At 37.0% G+C, this 24,942-nt stretch carries 24 protein-coding genes and 1 pseudogene; 16 read left to right on the forward strand and 9 right to left on the reverse strand.

The window, feature by feature from the left end:
* The first annotated feature begins 2 nt into the window (after positions 1–2).
* A complete protein-coding gene (locus RT723_RS13065) occupies positions 3–440 on the forward strand; it encodes a protein YgfX (protein WP_315947499.1) in 438 nt (145 codons plus the stop codon).
* Positions 441–470: 30 nt separating this feature from the next.
* Here the strand turns inward: RT723_RS13065 and nadB are convergent, their stop codons facing one another.
* The gene (gene nadB / locus RT723_RS13070) at positions 471–2,069 is read right to left on the reverse strand and encodes an L-aspartate oxidase (RefSeq protein WP_315947500.1); all 1,599 of its coding nucleotides are present in this window, start codon (positions 2,067–2,069) and stop codon (positions 471–473) included.
* A gap of 325 nt (positions 2,070–2,394) precedes the next feature.
* Between nadB and rpoE the strand changes: the two genes are divergently transcribed.
* The 11 genes from rpoE to acpS all read left to right on the forward strand — a co-directional run bounded on the left by rpoE (position 2,395) and on the right by acpS (position 11,929).
* Positions 2,395–2,976 carry an RNA polymerase sigma factor RpoE gene (gene rpoE / locus RT723_RS13075; RefSeq protein ID WP_216056261.1) on the forward strand — a complete coding sequence of 194 codons (582 nt, stop codon included), beginning with the start codon at positions 2,395–2,397 and terminating at the stop codon, positions 2,974–2,976.
* 97 nt (positions 2,977–3,073) lie between these two features.
* Positions 3,074–3,703 carry a sigma-E factor negative regulatory protein gene (locus RT723_RS13080; protein WP_315947501.1) on the forward strand — a complete coding sequence of 210 codons (630 nt, stop codon included), beginning with the start codon at positions 3,074–3,076 and terminating at the stop codon, positions 3,701–3,703.
* Between the two features lie 195 nt (positions 3,704–3,898).
* The gene (locus RT723_RS13085) at positions 3,899–4,858 is read left to right on the forward strand and encodes a MucB/RseB C-terminal domain-containing protein (protein WP_216056259.1); all 960 of its coding nucleotides are present in this window, start codon (positions 3,899–3,901) and stop codon (positions 4,856–4,858) included.
* Between the two features lie 2 nt (positions 4,859–4,860).
* Positions 4,861–5,337, forward strand: a complete 477-nt coding sequence (locus RT723_RS13090) for a SoxR reducing system RseC family protein (protein ID WP_315947502.1) — start codon at positions 4,861–4,863, stop codon at positions 5,335–5,337.
* A gap of 209 nt (positions 5,338–5,546) precedes the next feature.
* Complete coding sequence (gene lepA, locus RT723_RS13095) at positions 5,547–7,337, forward strand: translation elongation factor 4 (RefSeq protein WP_216056257.1); 1,791 nt, start codon at positions 5,547–5,549, stop codon at positions 7,335–7,337.
* A 17-nt stretch (positions 7,338–7,354) separates the two neighbouring features.
* A complete protein-coding gene (gene lepB, locus RT723_RS13100; RefSeq protein WP_315947503.1) occupies positions 7,355–8,269 on the forward strand; it encodes a signal peptidase I in 915 nt (304 codons plus the stop codon).
* A 44-nt stretch (positions 8,270–8,313) separates the two neighbouring features.
* Complete coding sequence (gene rnc, locus RT723_RS13105; RefSeq protein WP_371820014.1) at positions 8,314–8,988, forward strand: ribonuclease III; 675 nt, start codon at positions 8,314–8,316, stop codon at positions 8,986–8,988.
* Positions 8,989–9,019: 31 nt separating this feature from the next.
* Positions 9,020–9,946, forward strand: coding sequence for a GTPase Era (era, locus tag RT723_RS13110; RefSeq protein ID WP_252731850.1), 927 nt, complete (start codon positions 9,020–9,022; stop codon positions 9,944–9,946).
* A gap of 106 nt (positions 9,947–10,052) precedes the next feature.
* Positions 10,053–10,805 (forward strand): DNA repair protein RecO, encoded by a 753-nt coding sequence (gene recO / locus RT723_RS13115; RefSeq protein ID WP_216056254.1) that lies wholly within the window; start codon positions 10,053–10,055, stop codon positions 10,803–10,805.
* A 12-nt stretch (positions 10,806–10,817) separates the two neighbouring features.
* Positions 10,818–11,555 carry a pyridoxine 5'-phosphate synthase gene (gene pdxJ, locus RT723_RS13120; protein ID WP_315947504.1) on the forward strand — a complete coding sequence of 246 codons (738 nt, stop codon included), beginning with the start codon at positions 10,818–10,820 and terminating at the stop codon, positions 11,553–11,555.
* Positions 11,555–11,929 carry a holo-ACP synthase gene (acpS, locus tag RT723_RS13125; protein ID WP_216056252.1) on the forward strand — a complete coding sequence of 125 codons (375 nt, stop codon included), beginning with the start codon at positions 11,555–11,557 and terminating at the stop codon, positions 11,927–11,929. Before pdxJ ends, acpS begins: the two co-directional genes overlap by 1 nt.
* A gap of 59 nt (positions 11,930–11,988) precedes the next feature.
* Here acpS and RT723_RS13130 read toward each other — a convergent pair whose 3' ends face one another.
* The 4 genes and pseudogenes from RT723_RS13130 to RT723_RS13145 form a co-directional block, all read right to left on the reverse strand.
* Positions 11,989–12,183 carry a hypothetical protein gene (locus RT723_RS13130; RefSeq protein ID WP_315947505.1) on the reverse strand — a complete coding sequence of 65 codons (195 nt, stop codon included), beginning with the start codon at positions 12,181–12,183 and terminating at the stop codon, positions 11,989–11,991.
* Positions 12,164–12,589 carry a hypothetical protein gene (locus RT723_RS13135; protein WP_315947506.1) on the reverse strand — a complete coding sequence of 142 codons (426 nt, stop codon included), beginning with the start codon at positions 12,587–12,589 and terminating at the stop codon, positions 12,164–12,166. Before RT723_RS13135 ends, RT723_RS13130 begins: the two co-directional genes overlap by 20 nt.
* A 262-nt stretch (positions 12,590–12,851) precedes the next feature.
* The gene (locus tag RT723_RS13140) at positions 12,852–14,624 is read right to left on the reverse strand and encodes a sensor domain-containing diguanylate cyclase (protein ID WP_315947507.1); all 1,773 of its coding nucleotides are present in this window, start codon (positions 14,622–14,624) and stop codon (positions 12,852–12,854) included.
* Positions 14,625–14,730: 106 nt separating this feature from the next.
* Positions 14,731–16,250, reverse strand: a pseudogene (locus RT723_RS13145) (DUF3612 domain-containing protein).
* Positions 16,251–16,367: 117 nt separating this feature from the next.
* Between RT723_RS13145 and RT723_RS13150 the strand changes: the two are divergent.
* From RT723_RS13150 to RT723_RS13160, 3 genes are all read left to right on the forward strand, one after another.
* Positions 16,368–16,979: an aldolase/citrate lyase/malate synthase family protein gene (locus RT723_RS13150; protein ID WP_252731818.1), complete on the forward strand. Its 612-nt coding sequence runs from the start codon at positions 16,368–16,370 to the stop codon at positions 16,977–16,979.
* A 237-nt stretch (positions 16,980–17,216) separates the two neighbouring features.
* A complete protein-coding gene (locus RT723_RS13155; protein WP_315947508.1) occupies positions 17,217–17,987 on the forward strand; it encodes a class II aldolase/adducin family protein in 771 nt (256 codons plus the stop codon).
* A gap of 51 nt (positions 17,988–18,038) precedes the next feature.
* Positions 18,039–19,214 carry a mandelate racemase/muconate lactonizing enzyme family protein gene (locus tag RT723_RS13160; protein ID WP_315947509.1) on the forward strand — a complete coding sequence of 392 codons (1,176 nt, stop codon included), beginning with the start codon at positions 18,039–18,041 and terminating at the stop codon, positions 19,212–19,214.
* 34 nt (positions 19,215–19,248) lie between these two features.
* Here RT723_RS13160 and RT723_RS13165 read toward each other — a convergent pair whose 3' ends face one another.
* Positions 19,249–20,151, reverse strand: a complete 903-nt coding sequence (locus RT723_RS13165) for an amidohydrolase family protein (RefSeq protein ID WP_315947510.1) — start codon at positions 20,149–20,151, stop codon at positions 19,249–19,251.
* 261 nt (positions 20,152–20,412) lie between these two features.
* Between RT723_RS13165 and RT723_RS13170 the strand changes: the two genes are divergently transcribed.
* Complete coding sequence (locus RT723_RS13170; protein ID WP_315947512.1) at positions 20,413–22,587, forward strand: S46 family peptidase; 2,175 nt, start codon at positions 20,413–20,415, stop codon at positions 22,585–22,587.
* A 99-nt stretch (positions 22,588–22,686) separates the two neighbouring features.
* Here RT723_RS13170 and RT723_RS13175 read toward each other — a convergent pair whose 3' ends face one another.
* The 3 genes from RT723_RS13175 to RT723_RS13185 all read right to left on the reverse strand — a co-directional run bounded on the left by RT723_RS13175 (position 22,687) and on the right by RT723_RS13185 (position 24,942).
* Positions 22,687–23,412, reverse strand: a complete 726-nt coding sequence (locus RT723_RS13175; RefSeq protein ID WP_315947514.1) for an SDR family NAD(P)-dependent oxidoreductase — start codon at positions 23,410–23,412, stop codon at positions 22,687–22,689.
* 63 nt (positions 23,413–23,475) lie between these two features.
* Positions 23,476–23,859, reverse strand: coding sequence for a YkgJ family cysteine cluster protein (locus RT723_RS13180; protein WP_315947516.1), 384 nt, complete (start codon positions 23,857–23,859; stop codon positions 23,476–23,478).
* 33 nt (positions 23,860–23,892) lie between these two features.
* Positions 23,893–24,942, reverse strand: coding sequence for a patatin-like phospholipase family protein (locus RT723_RS13185; RefSeq protein ID WP_315947517.1), 1,050 nt, complete (start codon positions 24,940–24,942; stop codon positions 23,893–23,895).

Genomic DNA, 24,942 nt, shown 5'->3' on the forward strand with positions numbered 1-24,942 from the left:
TAATGGATGACTTAGTTGCTAGTTACAGGATCAAAGTAGACCCTCACTCCCGTTACAGACAATACCAACATGTCGTTTTTGTATGTTGGTATTGTTTGGCGATATATCATTGGCCTTATTTTATTCCTAGTATTATAAAATCGACTTACACCGTGTTATTCCTGCTTTTTGTCTTTTATGTTTACAAACAAAATGTATTAAACCAAACGGATGATGAAGAAGTGTTTCATTTGTCAGAAGCTGGACAAATAGAATGGGTGAAAAGAGCAATATCAGGTCAGTTGTTGCCTATTAGTTATTTTTGGCCCTTTTGTTTTTATCTAAAGATTATTAACCCTGTTAGTCAGAATACATATTGGAAAGTGATATTTGCAGATCAATTAAACGACGAATCTAAAAGACGGTTACGGCGAATAATAAAAACAATTAAGAGCCAGTAACCGAAATATGTATACATTATTAAGCAATAATTAAGGTGTCAGTACAGTAGGTGTTGAATGAGGCAAGGTATCAGGATAATCCTGATTATAATGTAACCCTCGGCTTTCTTTACGTTCTAAAGCACTTCTGACAATCAATTCAGCAACTAACGCTAAATTTCTCAACTCTAATAAATTGTTACTAACCTTAAAGGTAGCATAAAATTCGTTCACCTCACTCTTAATTAAATCTATACGTTTTAATGCTTTATGCAAACGACGATTTGAACGAACAATGCCAACGTAATCCCACATTATTAATCTAAGCTCATGCCATGTATGGCTGATAATGACATCTTCTTCTAAGGTGGTTACTTTACTATCATCCCATAATGGAATTTCAGTTAATTCTGGGCTGTTGTTTAAATTAGACAATATAGATTGGGCTGCTCCATGAGCAAACACAATACATTCCAGTAAGCTGTTACTGGCCATTCTATTAGCACCATGAAGGCCGGTGTATGCAACTTCACCTATGGCAAATAAATTGTCTTTATTGGTTTTACCGGTCAAATCAGTGATGACACCTCCACAGGTATAATGCGCAGCAGGCACAACTGGAATTTGTTCTTTGGTTATGTCTAATCCAACTTGCAAACAACGGGCATATATCGTGGGAAAGTGTTCAATTACAAATTGTGGGTCTTTATGAGTAATGTCTAAGTACATACAGTCGGCACCTAAACGTTTCATTTCAAAATCAATTGCTCTAGCGACTATATCTCGAGGGGCTAATTCTTTTCGCTCATCAAAGTCTTGCATAAAGCGACTGCCATCAGGACGTCTTAAAAAGGCACCTTCACCTCGCATTGCTTCACTAATAAGAAAATTTTGTGCTTTTTGATGATATAAACTTGTTGGGTGGAACTGATTAAACTCCATATTGGCAACTTGGCAACCTGCACGCCAAGCCATTGCAATACCGTCACCACTTGCTATATCTGGGTTTGAAGTATATTGATAAACTTTACTTGCACCGCCAGTGGCTAAAGCAACAAATTTGGCGGAAATACTTTCTACTCGTTCAAGGTTTCTATTCCAAATATAAGCGCCATGTATTTTATTATCATCTAAGTTTAATTTTGCACCCGTTACTAAATCTAACGCGTTATACCTTTCAAATAGCTGTATATTTGGATGAGACTTAACTTTATCTAATAATGTCGTTTGTACTGCTTTGCCTGTGGCATCAGCAGCATGCAATATTCTTCGATGGCTGTGGCCGCCTTCACGAGTAAGGTGATAACGTTTTGAACCATCGCTCCCTTGAATTTGATCAAATGGAACGCCTTGTTCAATTAACCATTTCATTGATGCTTTAGCATTGCTAGCGGTAAAAATAACTGCAGCTTCATCACACAAATTAGCACCTGCTATTAAGGTATCTTGAACATGTGATTCGATACTGTCGTTTTCGTCAAAAACGGCCGCAATACCGCCTTGAGCATATAAGGTAGATCCTTCTTTTAATGCCGATTTACTTACAATAATAACTTTAACCTGATCAGCAATACTTAACGCTAATGTTAAACCAGCGGCACCGCTACCTATGATTAGACAATCTGTTTGATGTTGAGTGTTATCTTGCATTAAAAAAACCTATGAGATCTGAATTAATTATTTTTTTCTTAGTAATCAATTCATTGGTATTCGAACTTGTTAATATGTATGAAAAATAGGCTGCTTAACTTAATTTCATAAAAAAACAAAATAAATAAGAACTTTTTCACTATTGCTAAGTCATAGTGTCAACAGAAGGGAATAGTACAACAACTTTTTAATTAATTCCTTGTACAAAGCAGTAATTAATAATTATTTGATATGTATTTATTTCCAATTAGAATACCTGCAAAGACGGTATAATTAAGATGGTTAGTACTTTATACCAATATTAAATCTGGGAGTAGTAGCTCGAATGAGCGAGCAGAAAAAAGATTTAGGCTTAGTAAGAAAAGCTCAAGCAGGGGATAAAGCGGCATTTGATTTATTAGTCCGCAAATATCAGAATAAAATCATTAGTCTTGTATCTCGTTATTTAGGAAATAATGGAGATGTTCAGGATGTAGCACAGGATGCATTCATTAAAGCATACACTGCACTGCCTGGATTTAGAGGTGAAGCTGCGTTTTATACTTGGTTATATAGAATTGCAGTAAACAGCGCTAAAAACTATTTGATGGCGAGAGGTCGTAGACCATACACAGTAGATGTCGATGCAGAAGAAACCGAATATTATGAAACAAGTGAAGCGTTACGTGAAAATGCATCACCTGAAAGTTTAGCGTTAACTGAAGAAATTAAACATGTCATTTTTGATACGATTGAGAGTTTACCTGATGAACTTAAAGTCGCAATTCAACTCAGAGAGATAGATGGCATGAGTTATGAGGAAATCTCCATCGCTATGGGATGTCCGATAGGAACGGTTCGATCTAGAATTTTTAGAGCTAGGGACGCAATAGATCTGAAATTGCAGCCTTTGATAGAGAATAAGTAAAAAAATTGATGAATTAACAATCACTATTATTTGATGTTAACTTATTCATAATTATTTTTGTTTTAAACATGGTAATACACTGGGAGTCAGTCATTTTATGACGAACAAACATTTAGAATCTATTTCAGCATTGTTGGACGATGAAGTTAATCAATCAGAATTAGACAACACATTACAGCAAACCGTTGATACAACTGAGAACGTTGAAGCTTTTAGCCGTTATAGTTTAATTGGTGATGTGCTTAGAAATGAGCAGTTATTAGAAACTAATGGTAGTTTTGCTGCGGGTATTCAAGCCGCGATTGCTAATGTTGAACAAGAAGTCGTTACCGAAGATTCATCGGTTGTTGATATTAGTTCGCACGTTAATTGGCGTTCAAAAGTAGCTTCAAAACTTAAACAGTTTAGTCAGAGTTCAACTGGCCGTAATAGTGCACAGTTTGCTATTGCTGCATCGGTCGCATTAGTAACTATTGTTGGTGTTAGTAATATACCGCAAAAAAATAGCCAATATAATGCTCCAGTTGCACAAACAACGCCTCTTGTTAGTGGTGTAGCTCCTGTTAGTTTAGCTTCTGATGGTGTGAAAAATAGACCATCGGCTAATCAAATGACTCAAACTCGAATAAATGCGCTTATTGCAGATCACCAACAACAATTGAAAGCCGTTGATGATAAAAAAGAAGCGATAGACACAAACGAAGATAAAAAGGTTATCGAACCTTAGTTAATTTCGTTATCATGCCTTTCTCAGTGTATAAACGCCCGTATATAACGGGCGTTCGTTTTTTAAAAGGTAATTATTCCTGCTATGAACTGTTATTTCTCCGATTTTAAACGCCTTATATCTCTAAAAACATTCAATTGTCTAAAGCTAGTATTATTTGTTAGTTTATTAAGTAGCCATGTAAACGCGTCTACTTTGAATGATGTTCCCAATGAGAAAGATAACGTTGAATTAACGGATAAAACGCCTATAACCTCTACTGAAAAAGTGAATGCTGAGTTTTGGCTAGCTAAGTTAAAAACGGCATTAACAGAGTCCAATTTTCAAGCTGGCATTGTTACTATGAAGGCTGATAAAACAACGACATATAATTGGGTACACGGCGTAGTTGACGATGAAGAAAAAGTAGAAGTTGAAAGTATTTCACCATTAATTGGTGGTGGCATTAGTAACCTTAGGCACAATAAAGTAGTGACTTTTATTGAGCCAAATAAAGAACCATACAGTATTCAAAGTGACAGTATAAGAAGGTTCATACCTCCAATTTTCTACCAAGACTCAAGTCAGTTAACCGACAGTTATCAATTTGTTCTAGTGAGTAAAAACCAAATAGGTGGACGTTCAGCACAATTAATCCGCATAGAGTCTATTGATGACACTACTTATAATTATTGGGTTTGGATTGATGTACAAAGTGCATTACCGTTAAGATTGGCGTTTGTTAATGAAAAAAGTGAAGTCATTGAGCAAGTGTTAATGACCCATTTATCTTTATTCACCGGGCCTACTGAAGAAATCATTAAATTAAGTCAGCATAATTTACCCGAGCCACCAAGTGCACTAATCGCGACGCATCAAGAAACTAATAATTGGAATATGAGTTGGATACCTAATGGTTTTTCGTTAATCAAAAGTGATAGACATCATTTATCAATCACACGAGAGGTTTCGGATTATTATCTATTCAGTGATGGGCTTGTCGAGTTCTCAGTGTATGTTCAAAGGCAACTTGAAAGTTTTAATAGCCCTTTGGTTTTACAAGAAGGAGCAATGTCTTTTGTCATGGTGCGTTCTGATGGTTTTGACGTTACCGTCGTCGGCTCTATCCCACCAGAAACGGCACATAAAATTGCCATATCTGTGAAAAGCATCTAATTATGATCAAAGAGATCGGTCAAGTAATTGCTATTGAAGAGGACTGTTTGCTTGTTGAGACAGCAATTAAATCAACATGTAATACTTGTGCCGCTAAAAGTAACTGTGGTACCAGCACAATTGCACAGGCTTTTTCTAATAAGAGTGTCGTCAATAAAGTCAAAAATACATTGAATGCGAAAGTCGGCGAGTCGGTCGAAATTGGTATCCCGGAAGCGAGTTTGTTACAAGGGTCATTTTATTTGTATATGTTACCTTTGTTGTCTGCCATATTTTTAGCTTGCACTGCACAGTTTTGGTTATCTCGATTTATAGAGATACAAGAAATCCACGTTATTTTAGCTACTTTTTTAGGAGGGTATATAGGCTTTTTATTATCTAGATACCTATTAAACAAATCTGATGTAGATAAATATCAACCTGTGCTGATCCGAATTTATAATGGTGAAATCATAAATTCAGTGATTGAGTTAGACTAATCGCAATTCTTTATATTATTTTCTAGTAACTATTTGTGAATAAAGCGCCCTATATAAGATAAAGAGTTGGAGTGAGCGGTGAAATCAGTGTAAAATTTCGCCCTTTGGTTCTATCGCTAATTTTGAGTTATCTCAAAAGTTAATTTTATGTTGTTTGTTATCTGCAAACACACCTTGTATAGCAACGTCACAGGTATATCACACTATTTATGAAGCACATTCGTAACTTTTCAATCATTGCCCACATCGATCACGGTAAATCCACACTGTCAGATAGACTTATTCAATTTTGCGAAGGGTTAACAAACCGCGAAATGAAAGCACAAGTTTTAGACTCAATGGATATTGAACGTGAACGCGGTATTACAATTAAAGCGCAAAGTGTCACTCTGAATTACAAAGCGAAAGACGGTGAAATTTATCAGTTAAATTTCATCGATACGCCAGGCCATGTAGATTTTACCTATGAAGTATCTCGCTCACTTGCCGCGTGTGAAGGTGCGTTGTTAGTGGTTGATGCAGGACAAGGTGTTGAAGCGCAAACAGTAGCAAACTGTTATACCGCTATTGAAATGGACTTAGAAGTCCGTGCCATACTAAACAAAATAGATTTACCGCAAGCTGATCCAGATAGAGTTTCAGAAGAAATAGAAGATATTATTGGTATTGATGCTGTTGGTGCTGTGCAATGCTCTGCAAAAACAGGTATTGGTATTCAAGATGTTTTAGAAGACATAGTTTTAAACATTCCACCACCAGTTGGTGAACCTGATCAGCCTTTGCAAGCGCTGATCATTGATTCTTGGTTTGACCCTTACCAAGGTGTTGTATCTTTGGTTCGTGTTAAACATGGTTCAATTCGAAAAGGTGACAAATTAAAAATATTATCAACTGGTGAATCACATCAAGTTGATAAAGTCGGTATTTTCACACCTAAACAAACAGACACTGGTGTGTTGAATACAGGTGAAGTAGGTTTCATTATTGCTGGTATTAAGGAGATATTAGGTGCGCCAGTTGGTGATACCATCACTTTAGCTAATAATGCTGCTATCGAGCCGTTACCTGGTTTTCAAAAAATTAAACCTCAGGTTTATGCCGGTTTATTCCCTGTAAGTTCAGATGATTACGAGTCTTTTCGTGATGCTTTAGGAAAACTAAGTCTGAATGATGCGTCTTTATTTTATGAGCCAGAAAGTTCAAGCGCTTTAGGGCTTGGTTTCCGTTGTGGATTCTTAGGAATGTTACATATGGAAATCGTTCAAGAACGATTGGAACGTGAATATGATTTAGACTTAATCACGACGGCGCCAACTGTAAATTATGAAATTTTAACCAAAGATGGTGCTATCCACAGCATTGATAGTCCGTCAGAAATGCCTGCGGTTGCCGACATTACAGAAGTACGTGAACCAATTTGTAAAGCTGATATTTTAGTACCACAAGAATACTTAGGTAGCGTTATTACATTATGTATTGAAAAGCGCGGTACACAAACTGCGATGAGCTACCATGGCAAACAAGTTGCAGTAAGTTATGACTTACCAATGGCTGAAGTAGTCATGGACTTCTTTGATCGATTAAAATCAACAAGTCGTGGTTTTGCATCATTAGATTATAACTTTACGCGATTCCAAGCTGCAGACATGGTGAGAGTCGATATCTTATTAAACGGCGAACGTGTAGATGCATTAGCGATGATTTGCCATAGAGACTTTTCACAATCTAGAGGGCGTCAATTAGCTGAGAAATTAAAAGAATTAATTCCTCGTCAAATGTTTGATATTGCTATTCAAGCGGTCATAGGTGTTCATGTTATTGCTCGAACGACCGTAAAACAATTAAGAAAGAATGTAATAGCTAAATGTTACGGTGGTGACATTAGCCGTAAGAAAAAGCTTCTACAGAAACAGAAAGATGGTAAAAAACGTATGAAACAAGTGGGTAATGTTGAGTTACCACAAGATGCGTTTTTAGCTATTCTGAAGATCGGAAAATAAAAAAGGTTAGGATATAAATGGCCGGGTATTTCGCAATATTTTTAGTAGTTATTACAGTAGCCTGTGGTTTAATTTGGTTAATTGATGCCAAATTATATGCGCCAGCTCGAAGAGAACGAATTGCTATCGCACAAGCTAGCACTGCAGGTAACATAGCACTAGATGAATTAGAAAAAATAGCGCCACAGCCTGTGATCGCTGAAACGGCACAGTCTATCTTTCCCGTTTTATTTTTAATAACGATATTCCGCTCATTTTTATTTGAACCATTTCAAATACCATCAGGTTCGATGATGCCAACAATGTTAGTTGGCGACTTCATTTTGGTGCAAAAATACACCTATGGTGTTCATGATCCTATTTGGCGAAGTGAACTAATAGAGATGGATACGCCATCTCGTGGTGACATTGCGGTGTTTAAATACCCAGAAGATGAACGTTTAGACTATATTAAACGTGTTGTTGGTTTACCTGGTGATAAAATTGTATATCGTAATAAACAACTTTTTATTCAACCAAGTTGTGAAAGAGAGTCGGAACGTTGCAAAGAGCTTAACGTAATGCCAATGGAGTCAGACTCTGTTTACGAAATTAATGCATATGGTGAAACGGTTGCTTTAGGAACAGAGTTACTTGGTGAAGTTGAGCACAACATTTTATTTAATATCAACAAGGAATATGGCTACCCATTTGTTCAAGCTAATGGGAAAACAAATGAATGGTTAGTGCCAGAAGGTCATTATTTTATGATGGGTGATAATCGTGATAATAGCCAAGACAGCCGTTTTTGGGGATTTGTTCGTGAAGACCAATTAGTTGGTAAGGCTGTATTTATTTGGATGAGCTTTGTCTATAACGACGGAGCAATAGATTGGTTACCGAATTGGATACCAATAGATATTCGTTTTTCACGTTTAGGGACGGTTCAATAATGAACCGTTACATAAACAAAACTAAAAGTTAAGAGATCAGATTGATTAAAAAAGATTATAGCCAATTGGCTAAATTATTAGGTTATCAATTCAATGATGAGTCATTGCTTATTCAAGCACTGACTCATCGTAGTTTTAAAGGTTCACATAATGAACGTTTTGAGTTTATTGGTGACTCTTTGTTGGGCATGTTTGTCGCAGAAGCCTTGTATTTTGCTTTTCCAAAAGCGACTGAAGGCGAGCTAACTCGTATGCGCTCTCAATTAGTAAAAGGGCAAACGTTAACGGCAATCGCCAAAGAATACGACATCAGCAGTTGGCTATTATTAGGTCCTGGTGAAATGAAAAGCGGTGGTTTTAGACGGGATTCCATTTTAGAAGATGCAATTGAGTCTATTATTGGTGCAGTGTATTTAGATTCAGATATCGAACAATGTCGTACTTTTGTACTAAAGTTGATTGCCGATAGGTTAAAACAAGTCGACCCGAGTAACGCATTAAAAGATCCAAAAACACAATTACAAGAATGGCTTCAGTCGAGAAAAAGGGCATTGCCAATCTACGAGGTGACTGGCGTAGCTGGTCAGGCTCACAATCAAACATTTAAGATCAGTTGTACCTTAGACAATGGCAAACTATTGTCTGCAACCGGAACCAGTCGTAGAAAAGCAGAACAAGCTGCTGCGCAAAAAGCATTAGAGGTAGTTAAAGGTGAGTAAATCAGAACAGTCACAAGCCGAATTAGACGCATTGTTACAAAATTTAAATAATCGTGCGGATTTATCGGACCCAAAACGTTGTGGTTTAATTGCCATTGTTGGTCGTCCAAATGTTGGTAAATCAACATTAATGAACAATATACTGCAGCAAAAAATAAGTATAACTTCTAAGAAGCCACAAACAACACGTCACCGTATTTTAGGCATTCATACTGAAGAAAACGAACAAGTTATTTATGTTGATACGCCAGGGCTTCATAAAGAAGAAAAACGCGCTATTAACAAGTTGATGAATAAAGCGGCATCTAGTGCTTTAGGTGATGTTGAATTGGTTTTGTTTGTTGTTGAAGCGATGAAGTGGCATGACGACGATGAAATGGTGTTAAATAAAATTATCCGTTCAAAACAACCTGTTGTTTTGTTGATTAATAAAGTCGATGAGATCAAACATAAAGAAGATCTTATGCCATTTTTGCAAAAGGTTTCAGCAAAACATAATTTTGAACAGATCATACCGATATCTGCAGAAAAAGGCACAAATGTTGAGGCCATAAAAGAACTGGTTTCAGATTACTTGCCGGAAAATCCATTTTTCTTTCCAGAAGATGATGTCACTGATAGATCCTCTCGTTTCATGGCTGCAGAGATCGTTCGAGAAAAGCTAATGCGCTTTTTGGGTGAAGAGTTACCCTATTCTGTAACGGTTGAAATTGAGCAATTTAAATGGGATGAAAAGATTTGGCGTATTAATGCTCTTATCTTAGTTGAACGTGAAGGCCAAAAGAAAATGGTTATCGGTTCGAAAGGCGAAAAGCTTAAAATTATAGGTCGTGATGCTCGCCAAGATTTAGAAAGCTTACTTGACGAAAAAGTCTATTTAGAACTTTGGGTTAAAGTGAAAAGTGGTTGGGCTGATGATGAACGTGCACTTCGCTCATTAGGTTACGGAGAAGACTAACCAAGATTAAAGAGGTTTATTTGTTTTTGATAAGCAAATAAACCTTTTTTAGTTAGATACTAATACTTTGAATTGCCAAATTTGAAGAAGAAGAAATTAATCTGTTATGTTAGCCGAACTCGAATCAAAACAAGCGTTTATCCTCCACACTCGGGCTTTTAAAGAGAACCAATTAATCATTGAGTTTTTAGTTGAAGGGGAAGGTCGTGTATCAATTATTGCCAGCAAAGGTGGAAAAAAGAACACCGCACGTACCGCGCTATTACAACCTTTTCGACCTTTAATTATAAAATACAAACAAGGTCGCGGACTACATAGTTTAAAATCAATAGACATAAATTCAACTTCATCCGATATCCGATTAAAATCAAAGTCTCTTTTTTGTGGGTTTTATTTAAATGAAGTGTTGTGCAGATTATGCAAATCAGATGCTCAGTACGACGAATTGTTCCCGCTCTATAATTACGCCCTTTCTCATCTGCAACATAGTTCTGAGCGAGGTGTGGATAGTCAAAGTGGAATGTATTTAGAAGCTATTTTACGGCAGTTTGAATACCGTTTATTAGTGATGTTGGGATATGGCATTAGTTTTGATTATGACTTACATAGTGAGGCGGATATCAAAGCTGATAAGTATTATGAATTATTAGCAGGGTCTGGTTTTGTATATAGCAATAACCCACAAAGAGCCATTATTGGTTCAGAGTTGATAGGCATAGATAAATTTTTAAATACAGATTTAGAGATAGATAAACTCTCCGCACAACAATTAAAATTAGCAAAATTAATTTTAAGGGCATGTTTGCATCGCCATCTTGGCGATAAGCCGTTAAAATCCAGAGAATTATTTAGAAAATAGTGAATAAATAAAATGGCAGAATTACATTTAGGCGTCAATATCGATCATATTGCGACATTAAGACAAGCGCGCGGCACTACTTATCCTGATCCAATTCATGCCGCAGCAGTATCTGAACATGCTGGTGCTAGTGGTATCACTATTCATCTGCGTGAAGATCGTCGTCACATCCAAGATCGTGATGTTTACGTATTAGCTAAAACCATCAAAACCAGAATGAATTTGGAAATGGCGGTTACTGATGAAATGATTGATATCGCGGCTGAGGTTAAACCTGAATTTGTTTGTCTAGTCCCTGAAAAAAGAGAAGAACTCACAACCGAAGGTGGGTTAGACGTTAAAGGTCAGATTGATAAAGTTACAGATGCCGTTACTCGTTTGTCTGCAATTGGTGCAAAAGTGTCATTATTCATAGATGCGGATGAAGCACAAATTGATGCCTCAGTTGCTTCTGGAGCACCTTACATAGAAATCCATACTGGGCACTATGCTGATGCAGTCTCGGAAGAGGAACAACAGCAAGAATTAGCTAAAATCATTCATGGTGTTCAATATGCGGCAAGCAAAGGCTTGATCGTTAATGCTGGGCATGGTTTGCATTACCATAACGTAAAACCAATCGCTGCTATTAAAGAGATTTATGAGTTAAATATTGGTCATGCCATCATTGCTAGAGCATCAATCGACGGCTTAGAAAAAGCGGTAAGAGACATGAAGACACTCATGAATGAAGCTAGGCAAGGTATTTAATGTCTGTTCTTGGTTTAGGAACAGATATTGTTGAGATATCTAGAGTAGCAAGTGTCATAGAAAGTTCAGATCGTTTTGCTAAAAGGGTTCTAGCTGAATCGGAACTTGCTATTTACCATAAACACTCTCAACCAGAACGTTATTTAGCAAAACGTTGGGCAGCGAAGGAAGCAGCGGCAAAAGCGCTTGGTACTGGTATTGGTCGTGGCATATCATTCCATCACTTTATTACTAGTAATAATGATTTAGGTGCCCCACGCTTAGAATTAGTAGGTAAAGCGTTAGACGTTGCTAATTCAATGAACGTCACCTCAGTTTTGTTATCCATTAGTGATGAAAAACAATATGCAATGGCGACGGTGATATTAAGCTAACTTCGTTTTTGGTGTTGGATGCTTGATTGGTTTTGAACCGTTTTACACAAAATACATTGTCATAAAACGCTTTGAATAAATTGTTTCGTATCGGCATTCATGCAATGTAAATCAGCAATGTTGAGGTGTTGTCTTTGCATAAGGCGTGCTAATGTGCCCGATTTTATCGTCAAAGAATAATACTTTTCACTCTCGTCGTTTACATCCTCAGATGTTTGTTGTTTGAAGCCTATATCACAATGAGTGCAATCCATAATGCCTCCTAATGTAAGGTTTTTTTATATTTAACGCCAACTTTAAACTATTTAATTGATCTGAAAAAAATACAGATGAATTTGGTAATTTATTAAGACGGTTTAAAGTAAGCTGTAATACAGATAACCGTTGTTCTTGATAACCAAGAACTTCAAGACTAGCCGCTAGAATAAGTGCAGATTTAGTTAGTAAAGTTATCGCTTTTTCCTGTTCGACAAAATTTCCAGTAAGAATAATCTCCGCGACTTCAAACGCACACCCTAAATGTGGCAATGCGTCATAGTGTTGCCCTAAACTCGCTAGAGTAACTCCTGTTTCATTAGTATTTGCCCAACTGCATAATGCTCGAGTTGGTTTGTTAATGAGTTCCTGACGATGATTAGGGCACAAAAATTGATGTTTCATATAAATGCTTCTTATGTTTTTATACGGATAAAATAGGGTTTACCTAAATGATAATAGTTATCATTTAGGTTTATTGCAAGGTATAAAATTTTCCGATTAATAAAACTGTTCTAGAAAAGCATTTGAGAAATTTAAAATTACATATGACAATCAATAAATGCTTAAGAGCATGTAAATGTGGGACTTTGCGAGTTGAAGCTATGAAATGGGTAAGTTTGAAATAGGTAAGTGCGAAATTAAATAAGCGTCAATTGAGGGAGGATTAAGTGACTTTTAATATCCCTTCTGTTTTTAAATCACGGATATTGGCTGTTTCATTATTGTAAATATAGACATTATTTCTGCCATTTATCTTGGCTTGATAAAGGGCATGATCGGCGTTTGATATTAATTTCTCAAACACAACCGTATCGCTACGAAGTAGATTTGCATCATCAAAACGGGTAATACATACACCAATACTTGCTGTTACTTTTACACTTTCGTCAAAATACCGAGTATCTAATTTTTCGATGGCCGAGCGGATATCTTCAGCAAGTCTTAACGCTTCGATTTCATTTTTCAATGGCAATAATACTATAAATTCTTCCCCCCAGCGGGCAACAATATCTATTTTACGTACTGTATTTGCTATTAAATTAGCAACCTGAATAATGACCAAATCACCAGTAGCATGTCCGAAATCATCATTCACATTTTTAAACTTATCAATGTCCAGTAGCAATAAACCAAAACACTCGTTGTTTTGTCTAAATTTTGTAAATAATTCAGTGGTGGCATATTTAAAACCACGACGATTATATATATCAGTCAGTTCGTCTTTGCGGGCAAAGTCTTCGGCTTGTTCTTTATCTCTCTGTGCATCTCTAAATCGAGAGGCTAATGCCACGGCTAATAAAATCCCTTCGAAGGCCATGCCAACTTCAATTGCCTTAAAAGTTAAACTATTATAAGGAAAAATACCGGCTACCGCAGCGGTGGATAAACTGACACACATAGCCGCGGTTACTGATGAAATCAGATAAATTTTTGCTACTTTCACTTTAGCTTTTACAGCTACAACACCTAAAATGATAGTTAAAATAGCAAAACTGGTATTGAACAAGAAAGCAACAAGCGTGGCAAAATGTAACTGATCTATTAAAAATAAACTTAGAATTATAAATGGAATAATATTAGATACCGTAGCAATTGTTTTATTGAGTCTGGGCGCGTACTTAATTGTTTCTAATAACGCTCTACCAAAGTGCAAACCAATGACACTGTAAGTTATCATTAACGATACATCCATATAGTCTTGAAAGTGTACACCGTGGTGCGTGGTGTAAAAGGTATAAAAATACCCTGTATAAGATAAGCTATTAACTACAAACCCTAATATGTAGAGCGCATACAGCCCAAATATTTGCTTTCGTATAGAAAAGAACAATACGGCATTATACAAGGCCAGAGCGACCAAGATCCCATATAAAAAACCGTACTGGAATTTATCATTGCTGGCATTATTAATTGCATCTTCAACGGTAGATAACTTAATAGGAACTGGCATTACGGATTCTGTTGCAATACGGATATAGATATCCGTTAATCCTTTTTCAAATTGAATATCCATCGCAAAAAATCGATCAAAAATGGGTTGTTTAGAGATTGGTAAGTAGTCACCACCTTTAATATGCTGGATTGAACCTGAGTCATTTACGAGGAAAACATCAATATAATCTAACCAAGGGGTTTCTATTGTAAGTCTATATTGAGTTGATAAAGAGGCTCTATTATTGATTGTCGTTTTAAACCAAGTTGGTTCTACATAGATACCACGTGAAATGGTTTGTCGGTTTTGTGTAAAAACTTGGCCGGAATTAAATACGTTTTGGGCAGCAATTAATGTTAATGGTGTGTCACCAGATTCCGGAAAATAACTTAGATATTTTCCAATAGGGCTAGTTTCAAAAGTAACAAGATCAATCTCTTTTGCATTTATAGACTGCAAAAATAACAATGAAATAATAAATACTATAGAGATTAATCGATACATTAAAATATTACACACCCATATATTGAACCGTTAAGATATAACAAAAATCGATTACTCTTGCTACCTTTAAGTTATGAAACCAATAATATCGTAGCTAAATTTGTTATTAATTGTTTTGATCATAACAACTTGGGTCCCTTGGGCACACATTACCCCTTGAGCAAATGAGTTTGGCATCGCTTTCAATTCCACGCTCTACCCAATTAATGTTTAATATTTTAGCTACGCTCATTAAGTCATTTTTAATGGCCTTTGATGGTGTTGACGAGCCCCCCTTGAAACACATAACTGTTTTAAATCATGAGCAATAGATAACGCATCTTTTCCCTGTGCTTCAATAGCTGGATTTAAATCAATACCGGCACATAATACGTGATTATTGCCGGCTAAATCTTTTACGTTTACAGACTCACAGCAGTATATTCTAGGTTCATTGCCTACATTCATAATAGAGAGTTGTGCAGAAGAAGCGCCGTTTTTCGGTGCATTAATCATTCTAAATACCGCCCAATGTTGGCAAGGATCCACTACGCTACGCATATTACCCCATGGTAATGGAATGCCATTTCCACGGTATACTGCTTTTAATTTACCTGGCGCATAAGCATCAAAATAATGCCAGTGAGCGTAAGGTGAGACGGCAGTCATGCGTCGCATGGCAACAGAAGCTGAAACCTCGGCTATTTTGTGGCTGGATATTTCATATCCGTGACGGTCTAATAATTGTCTAAATGGCACTTTAGGACACAATAACGCACCGGCAAAAAAGCTAGACTCGAAGTCACGCCATGCATGCAAAATGTCTTGGGGATCGACGGTGGATGAAGACACATGATTAATTTGCTCTTGTGTATTTAATTGATGACCTCCAACGGACATGACACTTTTTAGCCCATCTGTATTATGAAGTACGGCATGACCAATGTGGACCGCTAATTCATATTTAAGTCGATTTGGAAACTTTTTTAAAATTCGGTTTAAAAACAGCTTATTTGCGGGCTCAAAATAGGAAGTGATCACATTTTTTGAATGCATGCCTAATTCATCAACCGCTTCTGCCGGTGGTTTATCAAACCATTTAATTATTAACCCTAACTGCTTAGTGATCGCTATCAGTTCATCTATGCTCAATGGCATACGTTTTAGACCAACTTCTTCGGCTGCACGTTCTAAGTCAGGAAAATGATTTTGATTATTTTCCTGATGAGCACGTATTAACAAATGCGCAAACTGACGCCCAGAGATACCCGTTTGTGACAACATCTCCGGTATTGCGATTTGTAGAATGTCATTAGAAAATAAAAAACTAGGTTCAAGGGGCATTCCCTTGATACCACCGCGGCTGCCTTTGTCGGGAGTTATGTCTTGATGATCAGGCTCATCATCTAAAAACCACTCCGCACTTTTTTGAAAAACACTTGCTACAACCTCTAACATATCAATACTAGGGACTCGTTTACCGCGTTCAATCATGGAAAGGTAAGATACAGATGGCGCGTACTCAGGATCGATTCTGACACAACGGGCTGACAAATCCTCAATCGTTAAGTTATTACGCTTACGCAAATTCCTGATCTTGGTTCCAAGGAAATGTGATTTTCTTAATAGGCTTTTATTTGGTCGCATTTTGTAAAATTTACACTGTGAAATTTTTATTGTGAAATTTTAGTTTAGTTTGATCTATTCTAACAATCAAGCAGCGAGACAACGTAATAATAAATAGAAAGACTTGAGGAATTAAATATGAATATGCCAACTAAAGCGTTAACCCAAGAGACAAACCAAACAATGAACTTAACATTAGGGTTTGATAGTTTTATCAATGAAGAAGTATCAATATTAAATGGCTTAAATGAAAAACGAGTAAAAGAACTAATGACTTACTCAAAAAGCTTTTTAGATAAAGTATTTCCTTTAGAGCAAGGCTCTCATCAAGACGTAAGCAGCTACGTTATTTATTACAAACATTTATTAGCATTTTTCCCTGACGGAAGTAAAAGTGGATTAGCCATTCCAAATCAATTTGTTGCGTTAAGTGGTCATAAAAGTGAACCAACGTCTATTGTATTAAAAAATGATGGCTTTCATGTTGAGTTAATTTTTAACAAAAACGGTACGCGTGGAATTAAAGATATTGCTGGAATCGATGATATTCAGGTTGAAACCACAAAGGCAATATTTGGTGCTTCAGTTGCGGCAAATGACGAAACGGTTAAAACAGCTAAACGTTGGTTTAGTATGATCCGTAGTGACGACGAGCTTGTTATGGATGCAGAAGGCAACCAATTATGTCGTTGTGTTGATGTCGCTAAAGCGTTTACAGACAAAGACGGAAAAGATTATAAAATAGCGTAATAAACATTCATTAATTTCTCTGCTGTTCCGGTCAAATGACTCATCATTTGGCCGGATTTATATATAAGCAATTAATACGAATACCTTCATCTATATCTAGTTTGTTGTTTCAACACTGCCTCTTCCCAAATATTCCAAAAAAATACTTAAAACGCCATAACATAGTGAAATTCTTTCTTTATAGAATCATGCCTGTCAGTTAAAGTTCTAACATTATTAACTTGTTTAAGGTTTGTTATGTTTGATTTGCCCCTAGTTAATGTCAAAGGCAAAGTATCAGAGCAAGAATGGCAGACGAGAGTTGAGCTTGCAGCTTGTTATCGACTGTTTGTCATTCACGGTTGGGACGACTTAATTCATACCCATGTTTCGGCTCGAATACCAGGAACCGATCATCTGTTAATTAATGCATTTGGTTTATCTTTCGATGAAATCACGGCATCTAATTTAGTTAAAATAGATATTGATGGAAACATTGTAGATCCCGATACACCATTTAAAATAAACCCCGCAGGCTTCACCATTCACAGTGCGGTACATATCGCTCGCCATGCAGATCAATGTGCATTACATGTACATACAAATGAAACTATTGCGGTTGCCAGTGTTGAAGAGGGCTTATTGCCTTTAAGCCAATATTCTATGTTTGCTCTAGCATCAATGAGTTATCACGACTACGAAGGCTTGGCGGTAAACGATGATGAAAAACGCCGTTTACAAGATGACCTAGGAAGTAGTAATTTCATGTTGTTACGTAACCATGGTGCGTTAACTATGGGGATGACCATAGGTGATGCTTTTATGCATATGTATGATTTAATTCGTGCTTGTCAGATCCAAATACAAGTAATGTCTACCGGCATGTCTCCAATCTTGGTGGATCAATCAATTGTTGATGGCATAAAAGCTCAAGCCAATATTGTCCACTCAGGTTTAACCGGCGGACAAAAAGCATGGCCCGCAATGATGCGTAAAGTTAAGCGCATTTATCCAGACTTTGATCAATGATCAGTAGTTAATGATCACAAGGAAATAATAAACAATTAATAAGAGTGCCTAATGAAAATTACTCATGTAGAAATATTCGATATACATTGCCCTGAACGTCCACCATGGAATCCTGTTTTCATTCGTATTCACACAGATGAAGGTATTACTGGTGTTGGTGAAGCTGGATTAGCATACGACTGGGGACACAGTGCAGCGGCGGCTATGATTAAAGAAATCGCGGAAGCCGTATTAATAGGTTTTAACCCGTTTAATACTGAATTGTTATGGTCCCGTATGTTACGCGAAAGTTTTTGGGGCTTAGGTGGCGGACCGGTATTGTATTCTGCGATGAGTGCAATCGACACCGCGTTGTGGGATATCAAAGGCAAAGCGTTTGGTGTTCCGGTTTATCAATTATTAGGTGGTAAAACCAACGACAAGCTACGTACATATGCGAGCCAATTACAGTTTGATTGGGACGTTAATATTAAGAAATTAATTGAGCCAGAAGAGTATGCTCAAGCTGCATTAAAAGCGGTAGCGGAAGGTTACGACGCAGTTAAGGTTGATCCAATTGTTTACGACCATAATGGCGATTCGTCTTTTGACCGCACTAAGTTATTTACTAAACCTCAAATGCGTTTATTTGGTAATCGTTTACGTGCAATAAGAGATGCGGTTGGTGAAGATGTAGATATTATCTTTGAATCACACTCTTTAATGGGAGCAGCATCTGCCATTCAGATGGGAGCTATTGTTGAAGAAGTAGGTTGTATGATGTACGAAGAGCCCGTGAATTATTTAAATGCTGCAGTGCATAAAAAAGTATCTGATAACGTTAATGTTCCTATTGCTGGTGGAGAACGTTTGTATCACCGCTGGGACGTGAGACCGTACTTTGAAGATCAAAGCATTGACGTACTGCAACCAGATGTAGGTTTGTGTGGTGGTTTTACCGAAGCGAAAAAAGTATGTGATTATGCCGATGTTTACGACATTCGCATCCAAGCACACGTATGCGGGGGACCGGTAGCAACTGCAGCATCATTACACTTAGAAACGGCGATACCTAACTTCTTAATTCATGAACATCATACTTATGCCACTAAGTCATGGAATCGTGAGTTGTGTATTCAAGATCCTCAACCAGTCGATGGCTTTTTCCAAGCCCCTGATACTCCAGGAATTGGCATTGAATTAAATGATGATGTGGTTAAACGCTCACCGAACGTCACTGTAAAATAAGAGTTTGTTAAATAAAAGCCGTTTAAATAATTGGCTACACTAAGTTTAGGCTATACCAAGAACAGGCATTGTTAAAAACCAATGCCTGTTTTTTTTGCTCTGTTAACAGCAATTCGTTTAACGTTTTGATCACATTGTCCCAATATTCTAAGTAACTAGAATGGAATAAACATAACGGGAAATTACTCGCTAACATCACGCGCTGTTCGCCAAACATTTGTAAACATAAATTGATTACACTGGATAACCAGCTTGTCTGCTCAGAAGAAAATGCGTCATAGTGTCGGTCTACCATTTCCCAGCCAGAACATTTAACCGCACATTGCGGAAATGCAGCTAGTTGCTTTAAAGCTTTGTACCATTCACTTTGTACTAAGTGACTTCTTGAGTCTGTGATTGGCGGCCAACCAGCGTGATTAATAATGACTTTTAGTTTAGGGCAAGCTTTCATAACCGATAACATTAATGGTAATGAGGCCGCATCAATAATCGACATTTGCAGATCAAAATTTAAGTTATGACGTTCTAAATATTTGAAGTTTTCTAGTACGTGCGGAGATGACAAAACGGCTTGAGCGTTATCGTCCAGTATATGACGTACACCAGATACACAGTGATATGTAATAAGCTCATCCACGGCTGTTTTAAATGCTTTGTTTTCAAGGGTTAAATCAATACAAGCAACCGCTTTAAATGGGCGCTTAACTGTGCTGTTTAACCATTGTATTTCAGCACTTGGCGTTTGATTGTTAAACCCAGCTTCTACATGAACAAACCCCACTATCTCATGTTCCGAATTCACAATAAGATCTTGTTCTGAAAAGTCTTGTTGAATTTTGAATTTGTCCGGCCAAAACGGAGGTTGTTCTGGCTTTAACCAATTGTACTGGCCTAGCTTTAAATTGAATAAATGTAAGTGTGGATCAATAATTTTCATGAAGGTTTACATTGTTGTTAAAGCTTCGTTGGGTTAAAGCTAAATTAGGTATTTTGATTTTATGGTAAAGCCGAGTCACTGTCTTCTATTAGTTTTTGTATTCTTTTTAAACGACTAACTAAGTATTTATTAGTGTCTACTTTTAATGACAAATTTACTATCTTGGACAATCTGTGATTTATCGCAATAGCCATTACTTTACAGCCGCTTATGGTAATAATGGCGACTACAAAACGAAAAACTATCCAAGCAAGGAAAAACATGATTACAAGATTGTTAACTACGGGGATTATCGCCTCGTCTTTATTATTTGGCTCTGCTATTGCTGATGAAGGCATGTGGCAACCACATCAATTAGCACAAATTAAATACAAACTTAAAGCGGCAGGATTAAAACTCGATCCAGAAAAAATGGCGGACTTAAATCAATTTCCAATGAATGCCATTGTTAGTCTTGGAGGTTGTTCAGCTTCGTTTTTATCTGAACAAGGTTTGGTTATTACTAACCACCATTGTGCTTATGGCTCTATTCAGCATAATTCGACCGAAGAAAATAATCTGTTAGTAAACGGTTTTGTTGCTAAGACTATGGAACAAGAACCTCAAGCGTCACCAAGTGCACGTGTATATGTAACGGAATCATTAACGGATGTGACTAAAGATATTAAAGGTTCAATCCCTAAAGGTGCACAAGGTGTTGATTACTTTAACGCTATCGATAAACGTGAGAAAGAATTAGTAGCAGAATGTGAAGCGTCACAAGATTATCGCTGTAATGTTTATAGCTTCCATGGTGGGGCTGAATACTTTCTAATTAAACAGTTGGCAATTCGTGATGTACGTTTAGTTTACGCACCGCCTTCTAATATAGGTAAGTTTGGTGGCGATACCGATAACTGGATGTGGCCACGTCACACAGGCGATTGGTCTTTTTATCGTGCTTATGTAAATAAAGATGGTCAGCCGGCTGACTTCTCAACCGACAATGTTCCTTTTAAACCTAAAGCATTTTTAAAAGTTAATGCCAATGGCGTTGAAAAAGACGATTACGTAATGGTGCTTGGCTACCCTGGTAGAACGAATCGTTACCGCACTGACGTAGAAGTTGAGTCAACCTTTACAAATGTGTATCCAACGTCAAAACGTCTTCGTGAAGAGTTTATTGATGTAATTAAAGCCAACTCAGAAGATGGCAGTGAAGCTCGTATTAAATACGAAAGTACGATTGCAGGACTGGCTAATTATGCAAAAAATTACGGCTCTATGATTGAAAGCTTTAATAAAGGTGACATGTTAGATCGTAAAAAACAGTTAACCGCTGATCTGACTAAATGGATTAATTCAGACAAAAAACGTAAAGCTAAATATGGTAACGCAATTGATAATTTAGCCGCGCTGATCATTGAGTCAAATAAAACTCAAGACGGTGATATCGTAATGGGATACTTAACCCGCAGTACTATGATGCGAGTGGCAAAAGGTCTGTATCGTTTAGCACATGAAAAACAAAAACCGAATGTTGAACGTCGTCAAGGTTTTCAAGAACGTGATATGAAACGTTTTGGTCAATATATGGCTGTGGTAAACAAACGTTTCGACGAAACGGTAGAAAAAGCCTTATTTATGCACTTTGTAAAAGAATACTCTCAATTACCAGTGGATCAGCGAAATGCCACATTTGATGCATTTTTCAATTTACAAAATGGGTTAGACTTAGACAAGGTTGCGGCTCAAATTGAGTCAATGTACGCAAATACTGAATTGACCAATACCGACGTTCGTTTAGCTTGGATGGAAAAGTCAGTTGATGAATTTAAAGCAAGCAATGACCCATTCATTCAATATGCGGTATCACAATTTGATAATGACATGATTGAGGAAGAAAAAGAAAAAGCTATCGGCGGAAAATTACAACAAGCTCGTCCTGCATACATGGAAGCGATGATCGCATTCAAGAAAAGCAGAAATGAAGCTGTATATGCGGATGCTAATAGCTCACTAAGAATCACTTACGGTAATGTAAAAGGTTACTCGCCACAAGATGGGATTACCGCCACACCGTTTACCACGCTTGAGGGCATGTTAGCTAAATATGTACCTGGAGATGATGAGTTTGATTTATTTGACAATATTCGTACCGCGATAAAAGAGAAAAAATACGGACCATACAAAAAAGAAGCATTAGGTTCAGTTCCTGTGAACTACTTAACTACGTTAGATATCACAGGTGGTAACTCGGGTTCTGCCACATTAAATGCTAATGGCGAGTTTGTTGGACTTATATTTGATGGCGTTTATGAATCTATCATTGGTGATTGGGATTATGATCCAACGTATAACCGTTCTATCCACGTAAGTGTTCCTTACATGTTATGGGTGATGGAATATATTGATGGTGCCAATAACATTATTGATGAAATGACCATAGTGAAATAAACATAGTCATATTTAAGACTCATGTATATACGAAAAAAGCAGTGTTTATAAACACTGCTTTTTTTATGGTGGTTGATTTCAAATCAACATGTATTAATGTTATTGAGCGGTATAACCACCATCAATGACTTGTAAACTACCCGTAATAAACTTAGCTTTGTCACTGGCTAAAAATAATACCAATTCAGCTACTTCTTCAGGTTGCCCTAAGCGTCCAAGAGGTTGTAATGCGGCTTCCTCGGCATGAATAGTTTGTTTATCAGCACCTGAACGTTCGCAATAACTATCAATCGCTTTATGGTACAAAGGGGTTTCTATTGTGCCCGGGCAAACGGCATTGGCCCTAATATTAAATTGAGCGTAATCTAATGCTGTAGTTTTAGCGATTGAGGCAATGCCAGCTTTACTCAGGTTATAAGCAAAAGAGTTGGTTTTAGCTATGAGTGCTTGATCGGAAGAGATGATAATAATAGAACCTACTTTGTGCTGCTTCATACTAGGTAACACCGCTTTAACCGCAGAATAAACGCCTTTCACATTGATGGCGATAACGTTATCTAATTCTTGTTCGGTTGTATTTTCTATATTGCCTGAAAAATGAATGCCCGCACTGGTGACTAATACATCGACTTTATGTTGAGCACAAATTCCATTTATAACATTGGTTACCGCTTGATGATCTCGAATATCACAGTGACAAAACTCACCATAGCTTGACTCAGTTAAGTCCAGATTAAAAACCAGATAGTCATTGGCTAAAAAGGTTCGAACGATACTTTGGCCAATTCCCGAACTACCGCCGGTGACTATACATACAGGTTTCATGATAATTACACTCTTTTATTAACTTTGCTTAAATATACAGGGCGAGGTTGAATTAGTGCCATTTTATTGCAAAGCAGGGCGACTGTCTTCCATTAGTTTATCTAACTCTTTTTGTGCTTTTTCCATGTTGGTAATATCATGAGATTCAATCATTTCACATTCATCTCTGATCATTTCAGGTATCGAGGTAGGGTAGTATTTACAGTCATTAGGACGGTCGAAATAGATATCACATATATATTTTTCTTGGCCTTTTAACTTAGTTAACCAAGGGCATATCTCTGCTGGTTTGCCAGTCTTGGGATGAAACCAGACTTCACCGTTAACAATATACTCGCTTATTTCTGGGTTAAACAACTCCCACATTTCAATTTCTTCATCCGTAATGGACAAACCATTATGCCCATATTTAATACAACATTTCCCACATTGATTGCACTCTTTCATCTTGTTAACTCCAAGTTTGTGGGTAAATGAACGTTAAAAAGGTAAAGGTTTTAGCACGGATAAATCTTGTTGTTCGACAACGCGTTTAAACTCATCTTCTAACTTTTGAGTTTCATCGAATACGGTATGCCAATACTTGATACGCTTTTTAGCATCCATGGTTTCAAAGTCAGTTCTATCGGGAATTTTTCCGTAAGGCAATTTATAGATGAATTGATCGGACGGTACTAACATCACTGTTCTATCATAATTGTTGGCATTGACCTTACGGGGTAAATTTTTATCAAACCAACCCGCTTTAGGATCTTTATTAAAGTGAGGATATAAAATAAGCCCACCCTTATTAAAGCTAATATCAAAATGGTAATCGATAACACCGCCATCCCGATACATACCTTCCGGGGCACCCGGTATATCTTTTATACCGCCCATAACCAAGGGGATTGAACCAGATGCTAATAAGGATTTTTTAACGTTCTGTTCGGTTAAACTCACATATTGAGTATCAATTTGATAGGGGTCTTTGATCTCTAATATTGAATCTTGATGACGAAAAACGAATCGTTGATATTGAATATTTAAGTGTTTACGGTCTATTTTGTTAAGAACAAAGGACTTTAACAAGCCAAAACCTTGCACTAACTTATTCTCAAATGCGACACACCCATTTGCTTTTGCCACAATAAAATTGGCTTTAAATATGGGGTTATTCACAATATTAGAAATTCCCTGCTCGGTGAATACATGTTGCAACATATCTTCAGCCATATTGGTTAAATCTTGTGGTGTCACATCCGCAGTAAAATCAGTTTCTGAATATTGATAAGCGAGTTTTGAAATGGCTTCAACAGGATCTTCTTGGGTAAAGCAGGCAATACGAAATGCACCGGCAGAAGAGCCAACCATTTCTAAAGGTTGATTTCTGTCTTTAAAAAAGTCACCAAATATATACTTGTCTAAGCCAAATAAAGTAAACCATTTAGGGCCACCACTGGCACCTAAAAACATAGAAAAGGCTTGTTGGTTTAAACCTTGCTGTTCAATAATAGTCTTGGCTTTTTTCCCAACATATATATCTAACAC

The organism is Psychrosphaera aquimarina, assembly GCF_032461525.1.
GTDB lineage: Bacteria > Pseudomonadota > Gammaproteobacteria > Enterobacterales > Alteromonadaceae > Psychrosphaera > Psychrosphaera aquimarina.

Coding starts and splice junctions, on each gene's coding strand:
- RT723_RS13065 (WP_315947499.1), top strand. CDS start 3: ATGGATGACTTAGTTGCTAGTTACAGGATCAAAGTAGACCCTCACTCC.
- nadB (WP_315947500.1), bottom strand. CDS start 2,069: ATGCAAGATAACACTCAACATCAAACAGATTGTCTAATCATAGGTAGC.
- rpoE (WP_216056261.1), top strand. CDS start 2,395: ATGAGCGAGCAGAAAAAAGATTTAGGCTTAGTAAGAAAAGCTCAAGCA.
- RT723_RS13080 (WP_315947501.1), top strand. CDS start 3,074: ATGACGAACAAACATTTAGAATCTATTTCAGCATTGTTGGACGATGAA.
- RT723_RS13090 (WP_315947502.1), top strand. CDS start 4,861: ATGATCAAAGAGATCGGTCAAGTAATTGCTATTGAAGAGGACTGTTTG.
- lepA (WP_216056257.1), top strand. CDS start 5,547: ATGAAGCACATTCGTAACTTTTCAATCATTGCCCACATCGATCACGGT.
- lepB (WP_315947503.1), top strand. CDS start 7,355: ATGGCCGGGTATTTCGCAATATTTTTAGTAGTTATTACAGTAGCCTGT.
- recO (WP_216056254.1), top strand. CDS start 10,053: ATGTTAGCCGAACTCGAATCAAAACAAGCGTTTATCCTCCACACTCGG.
- pdxJ (WP_315947504.1), top strand. CDS start 10,818: ATGGCAGAATTACATTTAGGCGTCAATATCGATCATATTGCGACATTA.
- acpS (WP_216056252.1), top strand. CDS start 11,555: ATGTCTGTTCTTGGTTTAGGAACAGATATTGTTGAGATATCTAGAGTA.
- RT723_RS13130 (WP_315947505.1), bottom strand. CDS start 12,183: ATGGATTGCACTCATTGTGATATAGGCTTCAAACAACAAACATCTGAG.
- RT723_RS13135 (WP_315947506.1), bottom strand. CDS start 12,589: ATGAAACATCAATTTTTGTGCCCTAATCATCGTCAGGAACTCATTAAC.
- RT723_RS13140 (WP_315947507.1), bottom strand. CDS start 14,624: ATGTATCGATTAATCTCTATAGTATTTATTATTTCATTGTTATTTTTG.
- RT723_RS13150 (WP_252731818.1), top strand. CDS start 16,368: ATGAATATGCCAACTAAAGCGTTAACCCAAGAGACAAACCAAACAATG.
- RT723_RS13155 (WP_315947508.1), top strand. CDS start 17,217: ATGTTTGATTTGCCCCTAGTTAATGTCAAAGGCAAAGTATCAGAGCAA.
- RT723_RS13160 (WP_315947509.1), top strand. CDS start 18,039: ATGAAAATTACTCATGTAGAAATATTCGATATACATTGCCCTGAACGT.
- RT723_RS13165 (WP_315947510.1), bottom strand. CDS start 20,151: ATGAAAATTATTGATCCACACTTACATTTATTCAATTTAAAGCTAGGC.
- RT723_RS13170 (WP_315947512.1), top strand. CDS start 20,413: ATGATTACAAGATTGTTAACTACGGGGATTATCGCCTCGTCTTTATTA.
- RT723_RS13175 (WP_315947514.1), bottom strand. CDS start 23,412: ATGAAACCTGTATGTATAGTCACCGGCGGTAGTTCGGGAATTGGCCAA.
- RT723_RS13180 (WP_315947516.1), bottom strand. CDS start 23,859: ATGAAAGAGTGCAATCAATGTGGGAAATGTTGTATTAAATATGGGCAT.